Source organism: Sphingobacterium athyrii, assembly GCF_003071065.1.
GTDB classification, from domain to species: Bacteria; Bacteroidota; Bacteroidia; order Sphingobacteriales; family Sphingobacteriaceae; genus Sphingobacterium; species Sphingobacterium athyrii.
In genome coordinates this window covers 136,465-156,648 of the sequence record NZ_QCXX01000009.1, presented here as the reverse complement: position 1 = coordinate 156,648, position 20,184 = coordinate 136,465, and the positions used below count along the sequence as shown (strand labels likewise).

At 39.5% G+C, this 20,184-nt stretch carries 19 protein-coding genes; 3 read left to right on the top strand and 16 right to left on the bottom strand.

Features of this window, described 5'->3' with window-relative positions; translation table 11 throughout:
• Window positions 1-109 precede the first annotated feature (109 nt).
• Together DCO56_RS25470 and DCO56_RS25465 are read left to right on the top strand one after the other, a co-directional pair.
• Complete coding sequence (locus DCO56_RS25470) at window positions 110-727, top strand: OmpH/Skp family outer membrane protein (RefSeq protein WP_108636512.1); 618 nt, start codon at window positions 110-112, stop codon at window positions 725-727.
• A 163-nt stretch (window positions 728-890) separates the two neighbouring features.
• Window positions 891-1,796: a CorA family divalent cation transporter gene (locus DCO56_RS25465; RefSeq protein ID WP_108636511.1), complete on the top strand. Its 906-nt coding sequence runs from the start codon at window positions 891-893 to the stop codon at window positions 1,794-1,796.
• Here DCO56_RS25465 and tsaB read toward each other — a convergent pair.
• The 5 genes from tsaB to mscL all read right to left on the bottom strand — a co-directional run bounded on the left by tsaB (window position 1,791) and on the right by mscL (window position 4,005).
• Window positions 1,791-2,492 (bottom strand): tRNA (adenosine(37)-N6)-threonylcarbamoyltransferase complex dimerization subunit type 1 TsaB, encoded by a 702-nt coding sequence (tsaB, locus tag DCO56_RS25460; RefSeq protein ID WP_108636653.1) that lies wholly within the window; start codon window positions 2,490-2,492, stop codon window positions 1,791-1,793. The two genes, DCO56_RS25465 and tsaB, sit on opposite strands and share 6 nt — an antisense overlap.
• Before the next feature lie 13 nt (window positions 2,493-2,505).
• Entirely contained in the window at window positions 2,506-2,760 is a 255-nt protein-coding gene (gene yidD, locus DCO56_RS25455) for a membrane protein insertion efficiency factor YidD (protein WP_108636510.1), read from the bottom strand.
• Window positions 2,723-3,139 carry a ribonuclease P protein component gene (locus DCO56_RS25450; protein ID WP_108636509.1) on the bottom strand — a complete coding sequence of 139 codons (417 nt, stop codon included), beginning with the start codon at window positions 3,137-3,139 and terminating at the stop codon, window positions 2,723-2,725. Before DCO56_RS25450 ends, yidD begins: the two co-directional genes overlap by 38 nt.
• Before the next feature lie 60 nt (window positions 3,140-3,199).
• On the bottom strand, window positions 3,200-3,358 hold the full coding sequence (gene rpmH, locus DCO56_RS25445; RefSeq protein ID WP_075991291.1) for a 50S ribosomal protein L34: 159 nt from the start codon (window positions 3,356-3,358) through the stop codon (window positions 3,200-3,202).
• Window positions 3,359-3,597: 239 nt separating this feature from the next.
• Window positions 3,598-4,005, bottom strand: a complete 408-nt coding sequence (gene mscL, locus DCO56_RS25440) for a large-conductance mechanosensitive channel protein MscL (RefSeq protein WP_108636508.1) — start codon at window positions 4,003-4,005, stop codon at window positions 3,598-3,600.
• A gap of 283 nt (window positions 4,006-4,288) precedes the next feature.
• Between mscL and DCO56_RS25435 the strand changes: the two genes are divergently transcribed.
• On the top strand, window positions 4,289-4,930 hold the full coding sequence (locus tag DCO56_RS25435) for a response regulator (RefSeq protein WP_108636507.1): 642 nt from the start codon (window positions 4,289-4,291) through the stop codon (window positions 4,928-4,930).
• A 24-nt stretch (window positions 4,931-4,954) separates the two neighbouring features.
• On the opposite strand, the gene DCO56_RS25430 is transcribed toward DCO56_RS25435, so the two are convergent.
• The 11 genes from DCO56_RS25430 to DCO56_RS25380 form a co-directional block, all read right to left on the bottom strand.
• Window positions 4,955-6,097: a sugar phosphate isomerase/epimerase family protein gene (locus DCO56_RS25430; protein WP_108636506.1), complete on the bottom strand. Its 1,143-nt coding sequence runs from the start codon at window positions 6,095-6,097 to the stop codon at window positions 4,955-4,957.
• Window positions 6,098-6,186: 89 nt separating this feature from the next.
• The gene (gene ftsZ / locus DCO56_RS25425; RefSeq protein ID WP_108636505.1) at window positions 6,187-7,884 is read right to left on the bottom strand and encodes a cell division protein FtsZ; all 1,698 of its coding nucleotides are present in this window, start codon (window positions 7,882-7,884) and stop codon (window positions 6,187-6,189) included.
• A gap of 140 nt (window positions 7,885-8,024) precedes the next feature.
• Window positions 8,025-9,398, bottom strand: a complete 1,374-nt coding sequence (ftsA, locus tag DCO56_RS25420) for a cell division protein FtsA (protein ID WP_104384261.1) — start codon at window positions 9,396-9,398, stop codon at window positions 8,025-8,027.
• 25 nt (window positions 9,399-9,423) lie between these two features.
• Entirely contained in the window at window positions 9,424-10,260 is an 837-nt protein-coding gene (locus DCO56_RS25415) for a cell division protein FtsQ/DivIB (protein WP_108636504.1), read from the bottom strand.
• Complete coding sequence (gene murC, locus DCO56_RS25410; protein WP_108636652.1) at window positions 10,253-11,608, bottom strand: UDP-N-acetylmuramate--L-alanine ligase; 1,356 nt, start codon at window positions 11,606-11,608, stop codon at window positions 10,253-10,255. The genes DCO56_RS25415 and murC overlap by 8 nt, the downstream gene beginning before the upstream one ends.
• A gap of 9 nt (window positions 11,609-11,617) precedes the next feature.
• Window positions 11,618-12,721: an undecaprenyldiphospho-muramoylpentapeptide beta-N-acetylglucosaminyltransferase gene (gene murG / locus DCO56_RS25405; protein WP_108636503.1), complete on the bottom strand. Its 1,104-nt coding sequence runs from the start codon at window positions 12,719-12,721 to the stop codon at window positions 11,618-11,620.
• A 14-nt stretch (window positions 12,722-12,735) separates the two neighbouring features.
• Window positions 12,736-13,944, bottom strand: a complete 1,209-nt coding sequence (locus tag DCO56_RS25400) for an FtsW/RodA/SpoVE family cell cycle protein (RefSeq protein WP_108636502.1) — start codon at window positions 13,942-13,944, stop codon at window positions 12,736-12,738.
• 31 nt (window positions 13,945-13,975) lie between these two features.
• A complete protein-coding gene (gene murD, locus DCO56_RS25395; RefSeq protein ID WP_108636501.1) occupies window positions 13,976-15,349 on the bottom strand; it encodes a UDP-N-acetylmuramoyl-L-alanine--D-glutamate ligase in 1,374 nt (457 codons plus the stop codon).
• Window positions 15,350-15,351: 2 nt separating this feature from the next.
• Window positions 15,352-16,596 (bottom strand): phospho-N-acetylmuramoyl-pentapeptide-transferase, encoded by a 1,245-nt coding sequence (mraY, locus tag DCO56_RS25390; RefSeq protein ID WP_108636500.1) that lies wholly within the window; start codon window positions 16,594-16,596, stop codon window positions 15,352-15,354.
• Between the two features lie 4 nt (window positions 16,597-16,600).
• Window positions 16,601-18,061, bottom strand: a complete 1,461-nt coding sequence (locus DCO56_RS25385) for a UDP-N-acetylmuramoyl-L-alanyl-D-glutamate--2,6-diaminopimelate ligase (RefSeq protein WP_108636499.1) — start codon at window positions 18,059-18,061, stop codon at window positions 16,601-16,603.
• On the bottom strand, window positions 18,061-20,178 hold the full coding sequence (locus DCO56_RS25380; protein ID WP_108636498.1) for a penicillin-binding protein: 2,118 nt from the start codon (window positions 20,176-20,178) through the stop codon (window positions 18,061-18,063). Before DCO56_RS25380 ends, DCO56_RS25385 begins: the two co-directional genes overlap by 1 nt.
• Window positions 20,179-20,184: the final 6 nt, after the last annotated feature.

Here is a 20,184-nt window from a genome sequence, read left to right as displayed (position 1 = left end):
TCTGAAACATTCAAATGGTCGATAATTTTACTTTTTTAGGATTAAAAATTAAAATTTCGATTTTTTTATGTTAGGTTTGTTTCAGTATTAATTTGCAAATAATAAAAAAATGAACACTATATTTTCAATTGTATCGAAAGTTTCCTTTGGTCTTTTATTGGCTGGAACAATCGTATCATGTAACCAGGGTGCTAAAACGCAAAGCGAGCCTTCAAAAAATGATTCAAGCGCCATAAGCAAAGAGAGTCAAGGTAATAACAAGGATAAAATTGTCTATCTGAATTCAGACTCGCTTTCTGAAAAATATCAATACTTTAAAGACATCAAGTCAAAACTTGAAAACAAAGTAAAAAAAGCACAGGCTGATCTTCAAGCTAAAAGTGCAGCATTTCAACGTGAGGTTGCTGACTACCAAAAGAATGCAGCTACAATGTCCGCAGCAGACAGACAAGCTACCGAACAGAAATTGGCCCGCAAACAAGATGAACTAGCACGATTAGATCAAACTGCCTCTTCATCTCTAGCTAAAGATGAATCAGAGGAGTTCAACAATGTGTACAATAAAATCACTGAGTTTTTGAAAAAACATGCATCAGATAACGGCTATAAACTGGTGTTGACCTATTCAAAATCGAATCCTACTGTATTGTATGCTGATCCTTCATTGGAAATTACCAACGAAGTTATCAAACAGTTAAACGAAGAATATAAGTCCTCTAACAAATAAGAAGGCCATAATAATTTAAGGAAAGCCATCATAGCATTTGATGGCTTTTTTAGTTATAGGCCTTCCTGAGCCAATTACTAAACAATAAGAATGATATTTACCTTGCTATAGCTATTGGCAGCTAACAAAATTGTTTAGTATCTTGTATTGTAAAATTAGATTTATGATCAAAACGATTGTTGAAAAGGAAATCGCAAACTACGAATGGATTGATATCTTTGAACCTACCTCGGAAGACTTTACATTCATCAAGGAAAGATATAATCTAAATGAAGCCTCCATTAAAGATTCTAAAGAACCGGAACATCTTCCTAAAATAGAGGAATTTGAAAATTACACCTTTATTATTCTCCGGGTCATGTCCGACAATTTTAAAGAGAATTCGGATAGTATAGGAGAAGTAACGGATCGTTTAACCATTTTTTATGGAAGTGATTTTGTGATCACCGTCCATAAGCGCCGCATCGAATTTCTGGAGAAACTCAAAAACATTGAATTTACGAGCGTAAAGACAAAAAATAGCCGAAAACTTTCTGTATTTATTACGACAGCTGCGGTGTTCACTTTTAGCAAGACATTGGAACAATTATCCACACGCATTGATTCTTACGAAGAACTGATCTTTCTGAAACGTATGAAACAGCAGCCTGTTCTGAAAAACCTATATTTTATCAAGCGACAGATAGATGTCGCCAGAAAGGTTATTTTTCTTTACAAAGAGGTTATTGAACATTTCCATTCTTCTTCGAAGAAAGATGTTTACACGCGGGATTTAAAAGACCTTCAAATACGTACATCCACGCTATATGAAAACTTATCTGAAAACGTAGCACAATTATTAAACGTGTTCTTTAACATATCCTCGAACCATACCAACGAAATCATGCGTATTTTGACTATTTTCTCTGTTTTCTTTATGCCAATTACGTTTGTGGCTGGAGTATATGGGATGAATTTTAAAAATATGCCTGAGCTTGAGTGGTATTATGGCTATCCTATAGCGATTGCGATCATGATTGCAATTTCACTAGCCATCTATCTTTGGTTCAAAAGAAAAGGTTGGTTATGAGCCAACCTTTTTCTTCGTCATAACCACAAAGTCTTTCAGATAGAAAGGCTCAAAATAGGCAACGTCCTCAAACTCTTTATTTTGAAACTTATCAAATGCCAATTTAGACAAAAATGCAGCAGAACCTTTAAATTCCAGTTGTACATGCACACGATCATTTGTTGCAAACAATTCATCAAATTTATCGGCCCCTGAGCCAAAGAGATGGACGCGTCTATAAGAACTCAACAGTTCGTCGTAATAGTTGGCATCTATAATTTCTGCTGAAGTAGGTTTCACCAGTTTACACTGATGGTTATAAACTGCAGAATACACCTCCATTCGACGTGCGTCCAACATGGGAATAAAGGCTTCCCCTTCCTGCAGTCCAAACTGTTCCTTGTAGCCTAAAAATAATGCTTCTAATGTATTAATTGCAATCAGCGGTATATCCAAGCCATAACAAAGACCTTTTGCTGTAGACACCCCAATACGAAGTCCTGTATAGGATCCGGGGCCCATACTAACCGCTATTGCTTTAAGTTCTTGCATAGAACGTTCTGTTTTATGCAAAATCTGTTCAATCAAAACAGTCAATTTCGCAGCATGCGCGTTCGGTTCGTCCAGATCAATCACAGCTATAGTCTGTCCATTCTCACTGAGAGCAACCGAGCATACAGTGGTCGAGGTATCAATTTGTAAAATTAAATTATTCATTGTTTTATTGAAATCAAGGTACGGGGTCATGGCCATGGCCACCCCATGGATTACAACGCGCTATTCGCTTCAAAGCCATCCAGCCGCCCTTAAATGGTCCATATTTTAAAATAGCTTCCTTACCATATTGCGAACAAGTTGGTGTATATCTGCAATTGGCGCCCAGGAAGGGCGAAATAAATAGTTGATAGAAACGAATAATAGCTAAGAAAATAAAACTAAAGAAAGGTTTAATTCCCTTTTTCCAAATAAGCATCGGCACATTCATCCTGTAATTTTTTTAGCATTTTATCCATCGCGGTATGAAACACATCATATGCTAAGATCTGTTTCCCCACATATTGAATAGCTAAATACAAAGTTACATTATGTTTCAACAAAAAAGGAATCAAATCATTGGATTTATGAAGACGATAGCTTTCACGCATCATACGTTTAATTGTATTGCGATCAACTGCTTTTTTGAACCGACGTTTGGAAACGGATATAATAGACTGACAGGGGGGGAAAATATCAATCTCGTTGTTTTTTTCAAGAACAAAAACAATTCTAAAAGGGTACAAAACAAAAGAAGAACCGCTTTTAAAAAGCGTATCAATACGCTTCTTCGCACATAACCGTTCCTCTTTTGTAAATGTATTTCTCATACGATGACTTAATCTTATCAGAAAAAGCTCTTATAAGCGGCCACCGATCTTTGTCAAAGATTAACCTTTGTGACGGTATTCGTCAGACACTGTAAGACGTTTTCTACCTTTAGCTCTACGTGAAGCTAATACTCTTCTACCGTTTGCAGAGCTCATGCGCTCTCTAAAACCGTGTTTGTTTCTTCTTTTTCTTTGCGATGGCTGAAATGTTCTTTTCATGACGCTATTATGCTAATTTGTTCTTACTTCAATTAATACAAAACTCCCCAAGAGGAATGCAAAAGTAAAGTTTATTTTAGACAAAAACAAACAATATTGAGAACATTTAGACTTTAAGTCAGAAGCCTATGCTAATTAATTCATTGACAGCCTAAAAAAACCATTTTAGAAATTCCTCAAAATAAAAAACAGAGCAATAAGCCTGCTCTGTTTTATTTCACATCAAATAAGAATTTGACTTATTTCGTTTTCAGAATATCTCTAATCTCGGTCAATAATGTTTCTTCTTTTGTCGGTGCCGCCGGTGCCGCCGGAGCAGCTTCCTCTTTACGTTTCAAAGAATTTAAACCTTTAATAACACAGAATATACAAAATGCTACAATCAAAAACTGGATCACTACATTGATAAAATTCCCGTAGTTAAGGGAAACTTCGGCTTGTTTCGCAGCTTCATCAGCAGCTTTAAGTATAATTTTCTTCGAGGAAAAGTCGACTCCGCCCGTCAAATATCCTATGGGAGGCATGATAATATCGTCAACCAATGATGTAACAATTTTGCCAAATGCCCCACCGATAACAACACCGACAGCCAAATCAACAACGCTCCCGCGCATTGCGAACTCTTTAAATTCTTTTAAAAATCCCATATTTAAACCATTTAATCTTTTAAAATTTTACCAAAACTAGTAATTGTCACATAAATCTAATTAAAATATACTAATTTTTTATACTAGTTCATTTATTGTCCTGCATTTTCTAACTTAAGTCCTATTTTTAAAATTACTGCTTAAAACGGTACGCTGAAGTTTTTTATTAACTTAATTTACTATATTTGCTCGTTAACTAGGGCAAAATATCAAGATATATTGTATATTGATAGTACTTTAAATTTCATACGGTAATTAAAGCCCAGAATAAGATAAAGTATCTATGAAGAAGATTCTTATTGCAGACGACCATGGCATTGTACGATTAGGTGCTTCCGTTATTATCAAGGAAACGCTAAAAAAGGCGGAAATATTCCAAGCCGAAAATTTCGATGAGGTGGTAGAAAAGTTAAAACTGGAAGAATTCGACCTATTATTGCTGGACATCAATATGCCCGGAGGAAATAATATTCGAGTTGTCGAAGAAATCCTGCAAATCCAGCCTGCTATTAAAATTTTAATTTTCTCATCCTATGATGAGTCGTTGTATGCGTTGCGTTATATTGAAGCAGGAGCTGTAGGTTATCTTAATAAAACTACTGCAATGGCAGAATTGAGTCACGCTATACTGGCTATCCAGGAGCGTGGCAAATACATGTCAAGTAACGTTCAGGATCTCTATGTCCAAAAACTGACGCAGAGCAAATCGGAACTCACAAAGTTAAATCCTTTAGTACGTCTGTCAAACAGGGAGGTGGATGTTGCAAAACAATTGATCAAGGGCTTAGGAATTATTGAAGTTTCCGGCTTACTTGAGCTAAGTCCATCAACTGTAAGCACCTATAAAAGCAGGATATTTGAAAAATTAAATGTTTCTAACATTCCCGAACTCATTGAGCTTTTCAGAATACACTCCAACAATTAAAACATTGTTGGAGTGTATTTTTTTTTAGATTAGATCATTCATTGTAACAACTGGAATATCTTTTACATTTAGATCTTTTAACGGGTCTGATTTTTTATAAGAGTATCCAACTTCCGCTTCCAAATCCCATAACATAGGAGCTAAAAAATTAAGACAAGTCGTAAAGCCTTGTACCGTTGCGGAGAAATCACCCGTATCCTTTGAATTCTTTGCCTCATTTTCTATTTCAAAAGGGCCTTTGAAGTCGCGTTCCCGGAGTAGATCCACAAAGCCTCGCCAGTCCATACTATCTGAGCCACCAAAGCCCGGAAGCATTGCTTCGTAATGATGCCTATCCCAGTCATGCCCAGGAATGCTTACATTTGCTTTCTTTGCTAGTTCAGCATCCACATGTTGCATGGGATACATCCCACCCCAATCTATGCGAGCGGTCGTCTGTAAATTGCGTGTGGTCTTCACATGTATACGCTGTAATCGACTCATATCGGTATTGCGAATAACATCAATTGGGTTTGTGTTTTGCCAAACATCATGGGAAGGATCATAAATTTCGCCATGCGCCTTACTAGGCACCATCGCATACATCAATTTACGGGCAGCTAAAACAGCGGGTAGGTTATTATAGGTAGAGCTATAACGTGAAGAACGCCAGCCCTCCATTGGACAATTTTCATAGAGTATTGTTACCCCAAGGCTTTCAGCATAATTAACAATCGGCTCAAATACACGTTTGTATTCTTCCAGATTTTTTTGAAATCCATCCAGCTGGTTTCCCAATTCATGATTATAACCGACGAAAGTCCCGACTTTAACATTATTTTCATCACCTCCCAGCAAATGTGCTATCCGAATCAGTTTTAATAAATGGTTCTGATTTTTGATCCGTTGTTCTGGATCTCCCCCAATCATATTTTCGAAGGCTCCGAGCGAGAGTTTCAGATCCGCCTGATTAAACAGCTCAAGTATCTCTTTAGCTTTAGCTGGTGTAAATCCTTCATAGTCCAAATGCGTAGCTGTATGGTCTTCACGCGTGCCGTCCTTTCTAAAAACACAAAGGTCAATTCCACCGGCACCAATTTTTTTTGTTGTCTGAATCAATTCTGGCAATGACAATTTATCAAAGGCAGAACTCATGACCCATACAGGGTTATTTAATTTTGTAGTCATAGCTTATATAATTGTATTCTATCGGAATTTAAAGATACTAAAAAAGCCATCTGATCGGATGGCTTTTTTAGTATTTTATCTCAATTCGATTAATCTACATTGTCGTGTAAAAAAGAGTTGTTTGGACGAATTTCCGTGTTTCCATCTTCAAACGACAGTGTAAAGCGAGACACCTGTGATTGAGAAGAATGCGGCGTATCCTCCAGTGACATTTGCTTTCTTTTATAAGCCGGCTCATTTTCCAACTCATGAAGACCGTTGGAGGATTTCAATTTCATACTCAATTCTTTCAATCTCAGAATACGCTCTTTGGTGCGTACCAATTGATCTTCAAATGAAACCTGCTCTTCTTCTACCTGAGGAACTTCAACCTGCTCATTTGTTGTGCTGGAAGAGAACGTCGGCTTTTCGTCATAGTCTGATGCAGACGGAGCTGAATATGAATCAAATACCGTTGGCATCTGAAATTGGAAAACAGAAGGTGAAGTTTTTAATTGAAAATCACTTTCAGTAAATGAAGTTTCCTCTTCATAAGCGCCGTCAAAACCTAAATCATGGCGTATCACTTGCGGTTCTTCGACAACAACCTGTTGTTGGACAACATTTTTCGGAGAAGTAAACAAGTCGGACTGCAAATTATTGGTTGTCGATGTATTTGCTGAAGGAGCTGGTGTATCCACACGTTGAACCGGAGTGACAAAGCTATTGGCAACTGGTGCTTCCTTTGGAGCAACCTGTGAAACAGGTCTCACAAAAGAATTAACCGGTTCAGGTGTCAAGGGCATAGATACTTTTGTATTTTCACGCTCTTTATCGCGCTCTTCTGAAGTCTGAAAACCTGTCGCAATGATTGTTACGGACAGCTCATCTTCAAAGTTTTCGTCGATACAGTTACCCCAGATCAAATCAGCAGATAGTCCGGCTTTTTCCTGAATATAATCCGTAATGATTGCTACCTCATCCATCGTCACTTCTTTTGTTCCAGAGGTAATATTCAACAGGATATAACGAGCGCCTTCAATCTCATTGTCTTTCAACAATGGTGAAGCTAAAGCACCTTCTACCGCACGTAATGCACGATCTTCGCCTTCGGCAATCGCGTTACCCATAATCGCTACACCACTGTCATTCATAACTGTGCGAACATCTTTAAAATCGACGTTTACATAACCGGGGATAGTGATAATTTCGGCGATACCTTTTGCAGCAGTAGTCAATATATCATCTGCTTTTGCGAAAGCTGCTGTCATCGTTAAATTTCCAAAGATTTCGCGCAAGCGATCGTTGGAGATAACAAGATAAGAGTCTACATATTTACGCAATTCCGAAAGCCCCTCCTCCGCTTGTGAGCGACGGCGTTTACCTTCAAATGTAAATGGTGTAGTAATGATCGCAACAGTAAGAATACCCAATTCTTTAGCGGCCTTAGCCAAAACAGGACTTGCTCCGGTACCTGTACCACCACCCATACCGGCGGTAATAAACAACATCTTGGTATTGGTACCTAACATGCGTTTGATATCTTCAATACTTTCGATAGCGGAATTTTCACCTACATCAGGATCAGCTCCAGCACCCATACCTTCGGTTAGACTTATTCCCAATTGAACTTTATTTGGGATCGGGCTTAATTCCAACGCTTGCGCATCCGTATTACACACGATAAAATCTACTCCACTAATTCCTTGTTTATACATGTGGTTTACGGCATTGCCGCCACCACCACCAACCCCAATAACCTTGATTATTGAAGATTGTTCTTTTAACATTTCAAACTGTATTGACATAACTTATCCCTATTTAACTTATAATGAACACGATATCAAATTGAACCAAACCCACTATATGTAATGTAATAATAATATAATTTCAACAAAAGTTTTCCACATTTGTGAAATTGTGGAAAACTTCAATCATTGTGGAAAACTTACTTTTTATCTAAAAAACTTGCGTCATCGATCTCGTTACCATCCTTAATAAATCGCTTGAACCATGACAGCAATCCTTGTTCTTTTTGCTGTTGCTCCGAAACCTCTTTTGTAGTCGTAGTCGCCTGCACTTTCTTCGCTGGTGCATGCGCTTCTCTACGACTGTCTTCTTCTTCTTCGTGCGATTGGATACCTTTGATTAACAAGCCAATACTTGTTGCATACAATGGGCTTTTCAATTCTTCAAAGAGCGGTTTTGGCAACACTTCGTTCTTGGAGAGATATTCATTCGGAAAACCGACACGACAATCGATTCCAGTAATATACTCCACAAGTTGTACCAAATGTTTCAATTGAGCCCCACCACCAGTAATAACGATGCCGCCGATAAGTTTATTTTCATAGCCGGAGGACTTAATTTCGTAATACACATGTTCGATAATTTCCTCCATTCTCGCCTGAATAATATAGGCTAAGTTTTTTACGGAAATTTCTTTTGGCTCACGACCTTTCAATCCGGGCACACAAATGACTTCATTTTCTTTATTTTCATCAGCCAGGGCAGATCCAAATCGTGTTTTCAGTAATTCCGCCTGTGAACGCAATACAGAACAGCCTTGACGAATATCTTCGGTCACAATATTACCGCCTAATGGGATTACAGCAGTATGACGGATAATTCCCTCGTGGAAGATTGCAACGTCGGTTGTTCCACCACCGATATCAACTAATACAACACCAGCATTTTTTTCATCTTCATCTAATACAGCTTCTGAAGACGCCAAAGGTTCCAAGATTAATTCAGCAACTTCCAGATTCGAATTATCAATACATTTTTTTATATTCTTAATATCGGTAACTCTTCCCGAAATAATATGAAAATTCGCTTCTATACGACGCCCAGCCATACCGATCGGTTCGCGGATACCGGGTTCGTTATCTACCGTAAATTCCTGAGGTAAAACATGTATAATTTCTTCTCCTGGAGGCAGTACCAGTTTATACATATCCGAGATCAATCGTTCGATATCTCTTCGAATGATCTCATCATCACCATCTGTTTTGGTAAATATTCCACGGTGTTGGATGCTCTTAATGTGTTGACCTGCGATCCCCACATTGACAACCTTAATATCGACATTAGATTGTGCTTCGGCAATTTCTACCGCCTCCAAAATACTTCCCACAGTCTTTTGGATATTGGCTACCACTCCCCTGCTCACACCAGCAGAGTCGGCTTTGCCCACACCTAATAATTCGATTTTGTTCCCTGAGCTACGTCTCCCAACCGTAACACAAATTTTGGTAGTACCAATATCGAGTCCCACGATAATTGGATTCTCTCTTTCAATTTCTGCTGCCTTTGAGTTCATAATTTCCTGTATTGTTGCTGTATTACTATAATGTATTATTTGCTACTTTTTTTGTCTGATCATCAGAGAAACTCCAATTTCCACGTTTCTCACAGATGATTTGACCTCCATATTTTACATTCACCACACCATAAGCGTTAATACCCACTTTCGGCATGATCTGTGTATAAAATGTTTTTAATAATTCAAATTTTTGTTCCAGTGAATCGGCCGATCCAACAATTAACTGCTGGGTTCCGACACGGGGTACAAGTTCGATATCATGATCCGCGTTCACATAAATCTGTACAACCTGGTTACTCCACAATTCATCTTTTCCAATAAATTCCGCGACTTTCACCAAATCTTTTACCAATGGGGTTGAAATCGTATCCAATGCCTCATTATACCCTTCGGAAATATTGCCGGTCGCCACCATGATATGCGGAATATACTTCAATGTTGTCGGTATCTTTAAACCTTTGGGGTCAACATAAAACTCACGTCCATTTTTGTTGATAACCCGCATGACCGCCTCGCGCTGATCTATATTGATCCGTACTGTCCCGTCCATGTCAGCATGAATGCTTGCATTCGACACATAAGGCAATTTTTTCAATGTCTTTTCTACACGTTGAAAAGGAATACCATTGACTTTCTTTCCAACAAAACTTCCATAGTTTTGCGCAATCAGTTTTGAAATATCCGCTTGATCGATAAAAGCTTCCGTACCCTCTATAACGATTTTCACTTCCTTACAAAGCTGTTGTTCATCACGTTTACCAACAATGGTCATAATCACAACAACTACGATTACCCCAATAAAAAATAAGGTAAAGTAAAGTACACGATTCCATTGTATGTCACGTAATTTTCTAAGCATGCTCAAAAATAGCTTGTAATGGTTTCACCAATTTATCTATATCTCCCGCACCTACCGTTACGATCAAATCCGGCTTTTCATTCCGGGCAAAATCCAGTACCTCTTCGGCCGTCACGATCTGTTTATGCTTTGCTGTAATTTTATCCAATAACCAGCTTGAACTAACCCCCTCAATCGGAAGTTCACGCGCAGGATATATCTCCATCAAGAGTAAATTATCCGCCATGGACAGTACTTCCGCAAATCCATCTACAAAATCTCTGGTTCTCGTAAACAAATGCGGTTGAAATACGACATTCAGCTTCTTTGTCGGATATAATTTGCGCATTGAAGTCAAAAAGGCGCGCAATTCTTCAGGGTGATGCGCATAATCGTCGATATAAACCACTTCAGGTGTACGGACAATGTATTCAAATCGTCTTTTTACCCCCTTAAATGTGGTCAAAGCTTTTTTAATTGCCTCCGCTGAAATACCTAATAAACGAGCCACGGTAATAGCAGCTACGGCATTTTCAACATTGTGGATTCCCGGAATACCCAAATGAATATCCTCAATTTTTCCATGGACATCTTGATAATCAAAGTAAAATTCACCTTCCCTGACATGGACATTGGATGCATATGCGTCGGCCACTTCGTGCCCAGAATAGCTGATCTGTCCTTTAAATTCCAATCCCTTTTTTATAATACGCGTACCGTCTTCAACAACCTTATCCAAAAACAGCTGGAATGATTCAAGTAAATGACTCTTATCCCCATAAATATCCAAATGATCTGCATCCGAAGAAGTCACGATCGCGATATTCGGATGGAGCGTCAAAAATGAACGATCGAATTCATCTGCTTCGACCACCACTGTATTATTGTTTCCGTAAAGCACATTGGTATCGTAGTTCGAACTGATACCCCCTAAAAAAGCGGAACAGTCATATCCGGAATCTTTCAACAGGTGCGCGACCATCGTAGACGTGGTTGTTTTACCATGTGTACCTGCTACCGCAATTGTAAACCGGCTTTCACTGATGATACCCAGTACTTGTGATCTTTTATATAACACGTGCCCCTGAGATTCAAAAAAAGCTTTAATCTTTGAATCTTTAGGAATTGCAGGTGTATATATCACTAATGTAGCAGCCGCTGGCTGATGGAAAATAGGATCAATGGAACCCACCTCATCCTGATATGTGATCGAAATACCTTCCTTGGCCAAAGTCTTGGTCAATTCGGTCTCCGTACGGTCATATCCATTCACTTCACAGCCCAAATGCTTAAAATAGCGTGCAAGGCCACTCATTCCGATTCCGCCTATTCCGATCAAGTAAACTTGTTTTATTGCATCTAGATTCATACTCATCATCTATTTCTTATTTGCCAATTTATATACTTGCTCTGCAATCTGAACATCCGCATCCAGCTTGCCCAGTTTTTTTATATTCTCACTCAATTGCGTTACTTGCTCCAGGTTCTTGAATAAATTCAAAGCCGCTGGAATTAATTGTTGTGCAGCATCAATATCCTTCACCAACAACGCAGCATTTTTGTTGACTAAAGCCATTGCATTCTTAGTCTGATGGTCTTCCGCTACATTAGGTGAAGGAACCAGAATAACTGGTTTCCCGACAACACAGAGTTCGGAAATGGTACCTGCTCCTGCCCGACTAATAATTACGTCAGCAGCAGCATAGGCATAATCCATTTTTTGAAGAAATGCCATCATCTTCACATTCGTCGGCAGTTTTCCTTCAAGTTCCAGACGTAGTTTGTCGATATAAAAACTTCCACATTGCCAAATCACCTGCACATCCTCTTTGGAGAGCGAATCCAAATAAGCGACCACACTTTCATTCAATGTTCTGGCGCCTAAACTCCCGCCCAACACTAAGATTGTTTTTTTGTGTTGATCCAATCCAAAGAATTCCAATGCCGCAGCTCTTTTGCCTTCAATTGCAACGGACTCTCTCCGGATGGGATTTCCTGTCAACAATACTTTATCAGCTGGAAAAAACTGTTCCATACCCTCGTACGCTACACAGATTTTTGCTGCTTTGGCACCAACTTTTTTATTTGTTACGCCCGCATAAGAGTTCTGCTCTTGTACCACTGTCGGAACCCCCAATTTATTTGCCATCATCAATAATGGCCCTGAAGCGAAACCACCAACGCCTACGGCGACATCCGGTTTGAAATCCCGGATTACTTTTTTTGCCTTATTCAGGCTCTTCATTAATTTGAATGGCAATAGGATATTTTTCCAAAGCTGCTTTCTATTGATTCCTTGAATATCAAGTCCAACAATAGTATAACCTGCAGCAGGCACCTTATCCATTTCCATACGACCATTGGCACCTACAAATAAAATTTCATTTGCAGGGTCCATTGTCTTCAATGCATTTGCAATTGAAATCGCCGGAAAAATATGTCCTCCGGTACCACCCCCACTTATTATTACGCGAATTGCCATGCTCAATATATTGTTTAGGCCGGAATTGAACCGATCACCACTTTCTTAGGTTTCGGCTTTTCGTCCAGCTGCTCTTTACCTTTTAATTCTTCAATATTTCTGCTCACACTCAGGATAATCCCCAGGGCGACACTTGTAAATAAAATGGATGTCCCCCCCATACTCACTAACGGTAACGGCACACCTGTCACTGGTCCTAGCCCTACTGCTACCGCCATATTCGCCAGCGCTTGTATCGTCAAACTAAATCCTAAGCCTGCGGCCAAGAATGTCCCAAAAGCTTTGGGACTCATCGTGACGATGCGAATACATCGATACATAAAAGCCAAATACAGGAATAGCAGGATTACCCCACCAACTGTCCCATACTCCTCAATGATAATTGCGTAGATAAAATCGGAATAGGGATGCGGCAATACGTTTCGTTGAACACTATTTCCCGGACCTTTACCAAAGAGTCCTCCCGTCGCGATTGCAATCTTGGCGTTATTGGCCTGATAGTTCTTATCATCCTGAAATGAGACCGGACTAGCTGACTCGTCCTGCTTTTCTACACCCAAAAATGTCTTTACCCGACTATAGTACGTTGCTCGTCTCGGTCCGATGGAGACTACAATAATTCCCAACAAAACCACACCTGCAGAAACAATTGCGATCTGTTTAAAGGATATTCGACCAATTAACAACAACAATACGCTAACACCAAATAACATAATCGCAGTCGACATGTTGGCCCATGCTATCAGTACGAAAACACCACATACTGATCCCATAATAGGAAGAAAAGCTTTCTTCACATCTTTGATTTCCTCTTGCTTGCGAGACAGCATCCGTGCCAGGAAAACAATCAATGATAATTTGGCCAAATCGGATGTCTGGAAAGTCATCCCAATACCTGGAATCGTCAGCCAACGGCTGGCTTGATTTACACTACTTCCAAACAATAAAGTAAATAGTAATAAAGGTATTGTGATCCCCATTAAGATTTTAGAAATACCCGCATAATATCGATAATCCAGCTTATGCGAGAGATACATCAAAACAAATCCAATGGCGATGATCGAAAAATGCTTCAACAGATACATTTCTGTCCCCTTGCCTTCTTTATAGGCCAAGGTTCCGACCGAACTATATACGGCCAAAAGTGACCATCCCGATAAGATAATCACAATGATCCATATCCAGCGATCACCTTTTAATTTAGACATTATGTTCTGTAACATATCCTTCTCCCTTTTATGGTTGTACCATTTATTATAATTCCATTACAGCTGCTTTAAATTTATCGCCACGATCTTCATAGTTTTTAAACCAGTCAAAGCTCGCACAGGCTGGAGACAATAATACCGTATCTCCCTTTTTGGCTAAATGTGAAGACAAGACAACAGCATCATGCATGGAAGTACTGTTGACAATGATTTCAACATCTTGTTCAAAAGCTTTATGAATTGCTGCAGTATCTTTTCCCAAACACACAATTGCGCGCACTTTATCCTTTACCAAATCGGTCAGCATGCTATAGTCATTTCCCTTATCCACACCACCCAGTAACAATACGATTGGCGTCGAAAAACTCTCCAAAGCATACCATACGGAATTGACATTGGTGGCTTTCGAATCGTTGATATAATTGACTCCTCCGATACAAGCAACATGTTCAAGACGATGTGGAATATTCACATACGATCCCATGCTTTCCTTCATCGCTTGATTTCTCAACTCCTGTACTTTTGCAATTAATCCAGAAGCCATACTATTATAAATATTATGCTTCCCTTGCAATGACAATTCCTCAGTTCTCATAGTGAATGTATCGTTATTTGGTGTATTAATAATCATTGTTTTATTGGCCGTTAAATAAGCGCCCAATTCAACAAGCTGTTCTTGTGTAAAAGGCAGGTATGTCCCTTTACTATGGTGTCTTTCCAAACCTTTTATTGTCTCAGGGTCATCCAGACAGTATATAAAATAATCCTTCTCCGTCTGATTTTGAATCATTCTGAATTTAGAATCCACATAATTTTCCATTTTATGGTCATAACGATCCAAATGATCCGGAGTGATATTAAGTATTACAGCAATATCTGCTCTAAAATGATACATATCGTCCAACATAAAGCTGGATATTTCCAACACGTAACAATCAAAATTTTCACGCGCTACTTGAAGCGCGAAGCTCTTTCCAATATTACCGGCCAAACCAACATTAAGACCACCATGCTTTAGCATTTCGTAAGTCAACATGGTTGTTGTTGACTTTCCATTAGACCCTGTAATGCAAATTAACTTGGCCGTAGTATATTGGGCAGCAAATTCTATTTCTGCTATCACAGGAATCCCTTTTTCTTTTAAGGCAACCACCAATGGCACTGTTTCTGGAATCCCAGGACTCTTAACAACAAGTGCTGCATTCAATATCCGAACTTCGTCATGATTACCCTCTTCGTAAGCAATCCCTTCAGCTTTTAATTGCTCTTTATAATGATCCGCTATCAGTCCTTTATCGGACACAAATACATCATATCCCTTTTCCTTTCCAAGAATTGCAGTTCCCACGCCGCTTTCGCCCGCACCTAAGATGACAAGGCTTCCTGATTGAGGGTAATATGTTGTTGATATATTTGACATCGTTATCTAATTTTTAATGTTACTATTGTCAGAATGGCTAAAATTATTCCCACAATGACAAAACGAGTGACAATTTTCGCTTCATGGTAACCCTTCTTTTGGAAGTGATGGTGTAAAGGCGACATTAAAAAGATCCTTCTTCCTTCACCATATTTCTTTTTGGTGTATTTGAAATAGGAAACCTGTAAGATGACCGAAAGATTTTCCAACAAAAACACACCACACAAAATTGGAATCAATAACTCTTTACGAATCAAAATAGCAAACGCCGCTATAATACCACCGATTGCCAGACTCCCTGTATCTCCCATAAAAACTTGTGCAGGATACGTATTGTACCATAGAAAACCTACACAAGCTCCAACAAATGCCCCAGCAAATATTACAAGTTCTCCCGAATTGGGGATATACATGATATTGAGGTAATCAGAAAAGATTACGTTACCCGATACATAAGCCAAAATTGCCAAAGTAACCCCAATGATCGCCGAAGTACTCGTTGCCAGCCCATCAATACCATCGGTAATATTAGCACCATTGGATACTGCGGTAACGATAAAAATGACGACAACTAAAAAAACGATAAAAGTCAGATAGTCGCTTTGCAAGCCAAACACCTTGAAAACCTTGGCGTAGTCAAATTCATTATTTTTATAAAACGGGATATTTGTTTTAGAAGATTTTACATTTTCAGCGTATGTTTTTTCTCCTGTCCCCTCATTGATAACAACTTCCACCGGTTTAGTAGATGTCGGTTTATCAACACCCTTTCTGACCACAATATCCGGATGAAAATACATTGTACAGGCAATTATCGCCCCTAAACCAACTTGACCAACAACTTTAAATTTACCTGCCAATCCTTCTTTATTATGTCTAAAGACTTTGATATAATCATCCAAAAAACCTATCGCACCCATCCACAATGTCGTTATAATCATGATAATCACATAGATATTGGTCAATTTGGCAAATAATAGTGTCGGGATCAATATCCCGGCGATGATTATTATACCTCCCATAGTAGGTGTACCAGCTTTCTTTTTTTCACCTTCAAGCCCCAAATCTCGAATTGTCTCCCCAACTTGTTTATTATGCAAGAATTGGATCAATTTCCCCCCAAAAACCGTGGTAATAATTAATGAAGCGATTACAGCCATAGACGTCCTAAAGGAGATGTATTGGAACAACCCGCCTCCAGGTATATGAATATATTCGCTAAGCCACGTAAATAGATGGTACAACATATTTCTATTTTTCGTTAAATGTGTTCTCTAAAATTTCTTTATCATCAAAATGCTGTTTTACACCATTCACATCTTGATATTTTTCATGTCCTTTTCCAGCAACCAAAATAATATCACCCGGATTTGCCAGTTGATAGGCTGTACGAATCGCCTCCTTACGATCAGCTATTGAAAGTGTTTTCGCCTTTTGATCAGCTCCAACACCAGCCTCGATATCTTTGATAATCTGATAGGGATCTTCCGTGCGCGGATTGTCCGATGTAATCACAAAACGGTCGCTATAACGTAAAGCTGCTTCCGCCATTTCCGGTCTCTTCGTTTTATCCCGGTCACCACCACAACCCAACACTGTAATAATTTTTTGTTCCGGACGTCGCAAAGAATTTATTGTTTTTAAGACATTTTCTACAGCATCCGGTGTATGGGCATAATCCACGATACCGAAAACACCTGATGTAGATTTCATCGTTTCAAAACGGCCTTCTGCTCCTTTCAATGTACTTAAAGCGGTCAATACCTTTACCGTTTCTTGCTCCAATAAAATCGAAGCAGCATACACGGCCAATAGATTATAAGCATTAAAGTCGCCGATCAATTTGACCCACACTTCTTGCCCATCTATGCTCATCAACATGCCGTCAAAATGGCTTTCAATGACCTTAGCTTTAAAATCAGCCCCAGAACGCAAGCCATAACTTTTTTTATGGGCAACCGTATTTTGCAACATGATCTGACCGTTTCTATCGTCAGCATTGGTTAACGCAAATGCGTGTGCATCCAAATCATCAAAGAATTTCTTCTTGGCTTTGATATAATTGTCAAAAGTCTTGTGGAAATCCAAATGGTCATGTGTAATATTTGTAAATATTGCCCCGGCAAACACCAACCCTGCAATACGCTCTTGCACCACTGCATGTGAACTGACCTCCATAAAAGCATAGTCACAGCCATCATCCACCATATTCCGCAACAACTGGTTCAACTGGATCGGATCGGGTGTCGTATGTGTTGCAGGAATTATTTTTGAACCGATTTGATTCTGTACCGTAGACAGCAAACCGACATGATACCCCAACTCGGTAAACAATTGGAATAACAATGTCGCCACAGTGGTTTTCCCATTGGTTCCTGTCACACCAACCAATTTAAGCTGCTCCGATGGATTACCATAGAAATTAGCCGAAGCTACTCCCAGCGCATACGCAGAGTCTGCAACTAAAATATAGGCTACAGAATCCAAAGTTTCAGCAGGAAGTTCTTCAACAATAACTGCCCTTGCTCCCGAAGTGATCGCCTTATCCACAAATAAATGCCCGTCGGTCTGAACACCACGCACAGCGATAAACAAACTTCCTAACTCCACCTTTCTGGAATCAAAGCACAAAGAGTGCACATCGACCTCTTCGAGGTTTCCTACCACCTGCTGAACAGGGATAGCATGCAATACTTTTTTTAAATCCATCATTACTTAAGTTCTAAATTTATCGCTGTTCCAAATGGAAGTTTTTGGCCTGCAGCCAAAGATTGTGCCCCCACTCTTCCCTTTCCAAATACATGGGCTTTAAACCCTGCATTCTCCATCACATATAATGCATCCATCAATCCCATGCCTACAACATTGGGAACAATTCCTTCTTTATATTTCAAATCCACAAAGGGTACACCTCGGTTTGATGTATCTATTTCGCCCCTGGCCACCATATTCCAATTCACTGTATTAATACCTAATTTGTCATAGACCTTTTTACTTGCCTCTCTAGAGCCTTGCAAGGTCAAGGGCATTCTTCCGCCCAAATTCACCGCTTTGAATGTTTTTTTCCCTTTCATCTCCATATCATTCGCATAAACCATATCAGCAAGTTCTTTAAAAACAGGTCCCGCAATTGATGCTCCATAATATCCATTTCTCGGATTCCGAATCACAACGATAATCGAGTATTTCGGATCTTCAGCCGGAAAATAACCCGCAAAAGATGACTGGTACCTTCTGGCGCCATAACCCCTGGAACCATCCGCCATCTGAGCAGTTCCCGTCTTACCCCCTGAAGTATACAATGGACTTGCAACACTCCTTCCCGTTCCTTCTGTCATCACCCCTTCCATCATCCCTCTTACTTCCGCCAATGCATGATCTGATGCAATTTTTTCATTGATAACCTTTGCCTCGAAACGCTGAATTGTATTCCCTAAATGTCTAATCTCTTTCACAAATAGCGGTGCGATCAATTTACCGTTATTAGCCACCGCATTATAAAATGTCAATGTCTGCAAAGGAGTAATCTTCATTTCGTATCCATAGGCCATCTGTACTAAGGACAACCCACTCCAGGATTTACTTTTCGAAGTCTTCACCAAAGGAACCCCTTCGCCGGGAATCTGTAGATCTAAGGTTTTCCCAAATCCAAACGAATGCAATTTTGACGTGAATTGATCCGGATTATCCTTATACGCTTGATATACAAATTTTGTAACCCCAACATTCGAAGATTCCTCAAAAGCCCGCTTAGCCGAGACTATAGATTTTTTGGGCGCATGCGAATCACGAATGGTATGCTTGTAAATCGGCCAGTTACCATTCCCGATATTTATAGTTGTACTTGAATCAATTTTCTTATCATCAATCAATGCCAGATAAGAAGCAAGTTTAAACGTTGACCCCGGATCGGCACTTTGTGCAATCGCAAGATTGAACTTTTCACGATAAACACCGTCTTTATCCCGCATGAAATTTGCAACGGCACGCACTTCCCCGGTTTTGACTTCCATCATCACAACACAACCTTCATCCGCGTTACTTATGATCATTTGTTTTTCCAAAGCACGCTGTGCCATATCCTGCATATTCACATCAATGGTCGATATAATATCAGAACCATCAACTGGTGCCACTTCAATATCCCGATTAACTGGAATCCAAACCCCACCAGCAATACGCTGCATCAATCGCTTACCACTTTTCCCATCAATGTACTCACCATATGCCCCTTCTAAACCGACATGGATATTCTCCTTTACATTTTTGTAACCGATAGTCCGAGCCGCAAGGTTCACAAAAGGTAAGATCCGTTTATTCTGTCTATCCGTAATCAAACTACTTGGATAACGGTCTTTTCCAATGCGAGCGGCCTTAAACAAAGGAAATTGTTTCACCTTCTTTAAATCCTGATGCGAGACATTACGCTTGATCAGCAAGTAACGCTGTTTTTTATTTCGCGCCTGTTTTAATAATGTCAAATATTGCCGGGATGATTTATCCTTAAAAAAATCAGCCAATTTTATCGCCAGAGAATCAACTTTGAGATTGAAATAATCATTATCCTCTTCAGGTACAGCCATAGCATCAAAACGAAGTTCGTACTCTGGAACGGAAGTCGCCAACAGACTACCATCGTTGGAATAGATATTCCCCCGGGCAGCTTCAACTTCGCGCTCCTGAATAGAAAGACTATCCGCCAATGCTTTCCAATGTTGCCCATCTACATATTGCAACTTCAGCATTTTCCCAAACACCATAAATGCAAGTAGCACAATAAGTCCAAAGGCAAAATAGACGCGAACAAGGATCGTGTTTCTGATACTCATAACTCT

What these genes read in the sequence shown, in the direction of transcription:
- DCO56_RS25435 (WP_108636507.1), top strand. Translation starts at nt 4,289, where the DNA reads ATGAAGAAGATTCTTATTGCAGACGACCATGGCATTGTACGATTAGGT.
- DCO56_RS25400 (WP_108636502.1), bottom strand. Translation starts at nt 13,944, where the DNA reads ATGTTACAGAACATAATGTCTAAATTAAAAGGTGATCGCTGGATATGG.
- mscL (WP_108636508.1), bottom strand. Translation starts at nt 4,005, where the DNA reads ATGGGATTTTTAAAAGAATTTAAAGAGTTCGCAATGCGCGGGAGCGTT.
- DCO56_RS25385 (WP_108636499.1), bottom strand. Translation starts at nt 18,061, where the DNA reads ATGATGGATTTAAAAAAAGTATTGCATGCTATCCCTGTTCAGCAGGTG.
- rpmH (WP_075991291.1), bottom strand. Translation starts at nt 3,358, where the DNA reads ATGAAAAGAACATTTCAGCCATCGCAAAGAAAAAGAAGAAACAAACAC.
- DCO56_RS25380 (WP_108636498.1), bottom strand. Translation starts at nt 20,178, where the DNA reads ATGAGTATCAGAAACACGATCCTTGTTCGCGTCTATTTTGCCTTTGGA.
- murD (WP_108636501.1), bottom strand. Translation starts at nt 15,349, where the DNA reads ATGTCAAATATATCAACAACATATTACCCTCAATCAGGAAGCCTTGTC.
- DCO56_RS25415 (WP_108636504.1), bottom strand. Translation starts at nt 10,260, where the DNA reads ATGCTTAGAAAATTACGTGACATACAATGGAATCGTGTACTTTACTTT.
- murC (WP_108636652.1), bottom strand. Translation starts at nt 11,608, where the DNA reads ATGAATCTAGATGCAATAAAACAAGTTTACTTGATCGGAATAGGCGGA.
- DCO56_RS25430 (WP_108636506.1), bottom strand. Translation starts at nt 6,097, where the DNA reads ATGACTACAAAATTAAATAACCCTGTATGGGTCATGAGTTCTGCCTTT.
- DCO56_RS25450 (WP_108636509.1), bottom strand. Translation starts at nt 3,139, where the DNA reads ATGAGAAATACATTTACAAAAGAGGAACGGTTATGTGCGAAGAAGCGT.
- tsaB (WP_108636653.1), bottom strand. Translation starts at nt 2,492, where the DNA reads ATGAATAATTTAATTTTACAAATTGATACCTCGACCACTGTATGCTCG.
- ftsZ (WP_108636505.1), bottom strand. Translation starts at nt 7,884, where the DNA reads ATGTCAATACAGTTTGAAATGTTAAAAGAACAATCTTCAATAATCAAG.
- yidD (WP_108636510.1), bottom strand. Translation starts at nt 2,760, where the DNA reads ATGAATGTGCCGATGCTTATTTGGAAAAAGGGAATTAAACCTTTCTTT.
- mraY (WP_108636500.1), bottom strand. Translation starts at nt 16,596, where the DNA reads ATGTTGTACCATCTATTTACGTGGCTTAGCGAATATATTCATATACCT.
- DCO56_RS25465 (WP_108636511.1), top strand. Translation starts at nt 891, where the DNA reads ATGATCAAAACGATTGTTGAAAAGGAAATCGCAAACTACGAATGGATT.
- ftsA (WP_104384261.1), bottom strand. Translation starts at nt 9,398, where the DNA reads ATGAACTCAAAGGCAGCAGAAATTGAAAGAGAGAATCCAATTATCGTG.
- murG (WP_108636503.1), bottom strand. Translation starts at nt 12,721, where the DNA reads ATGGCAATTCGCGTAATAATAAGTGGGGGTGGTACCGGAGGACATATT.
- DCO56_RS25470 (WP_108636512.1), top strand. Translation starts at nt 110, where the DNA reads ATGAACACTATATTTTCAATTGTATCGAAAGTTTCCTTTGGTCTTTTA.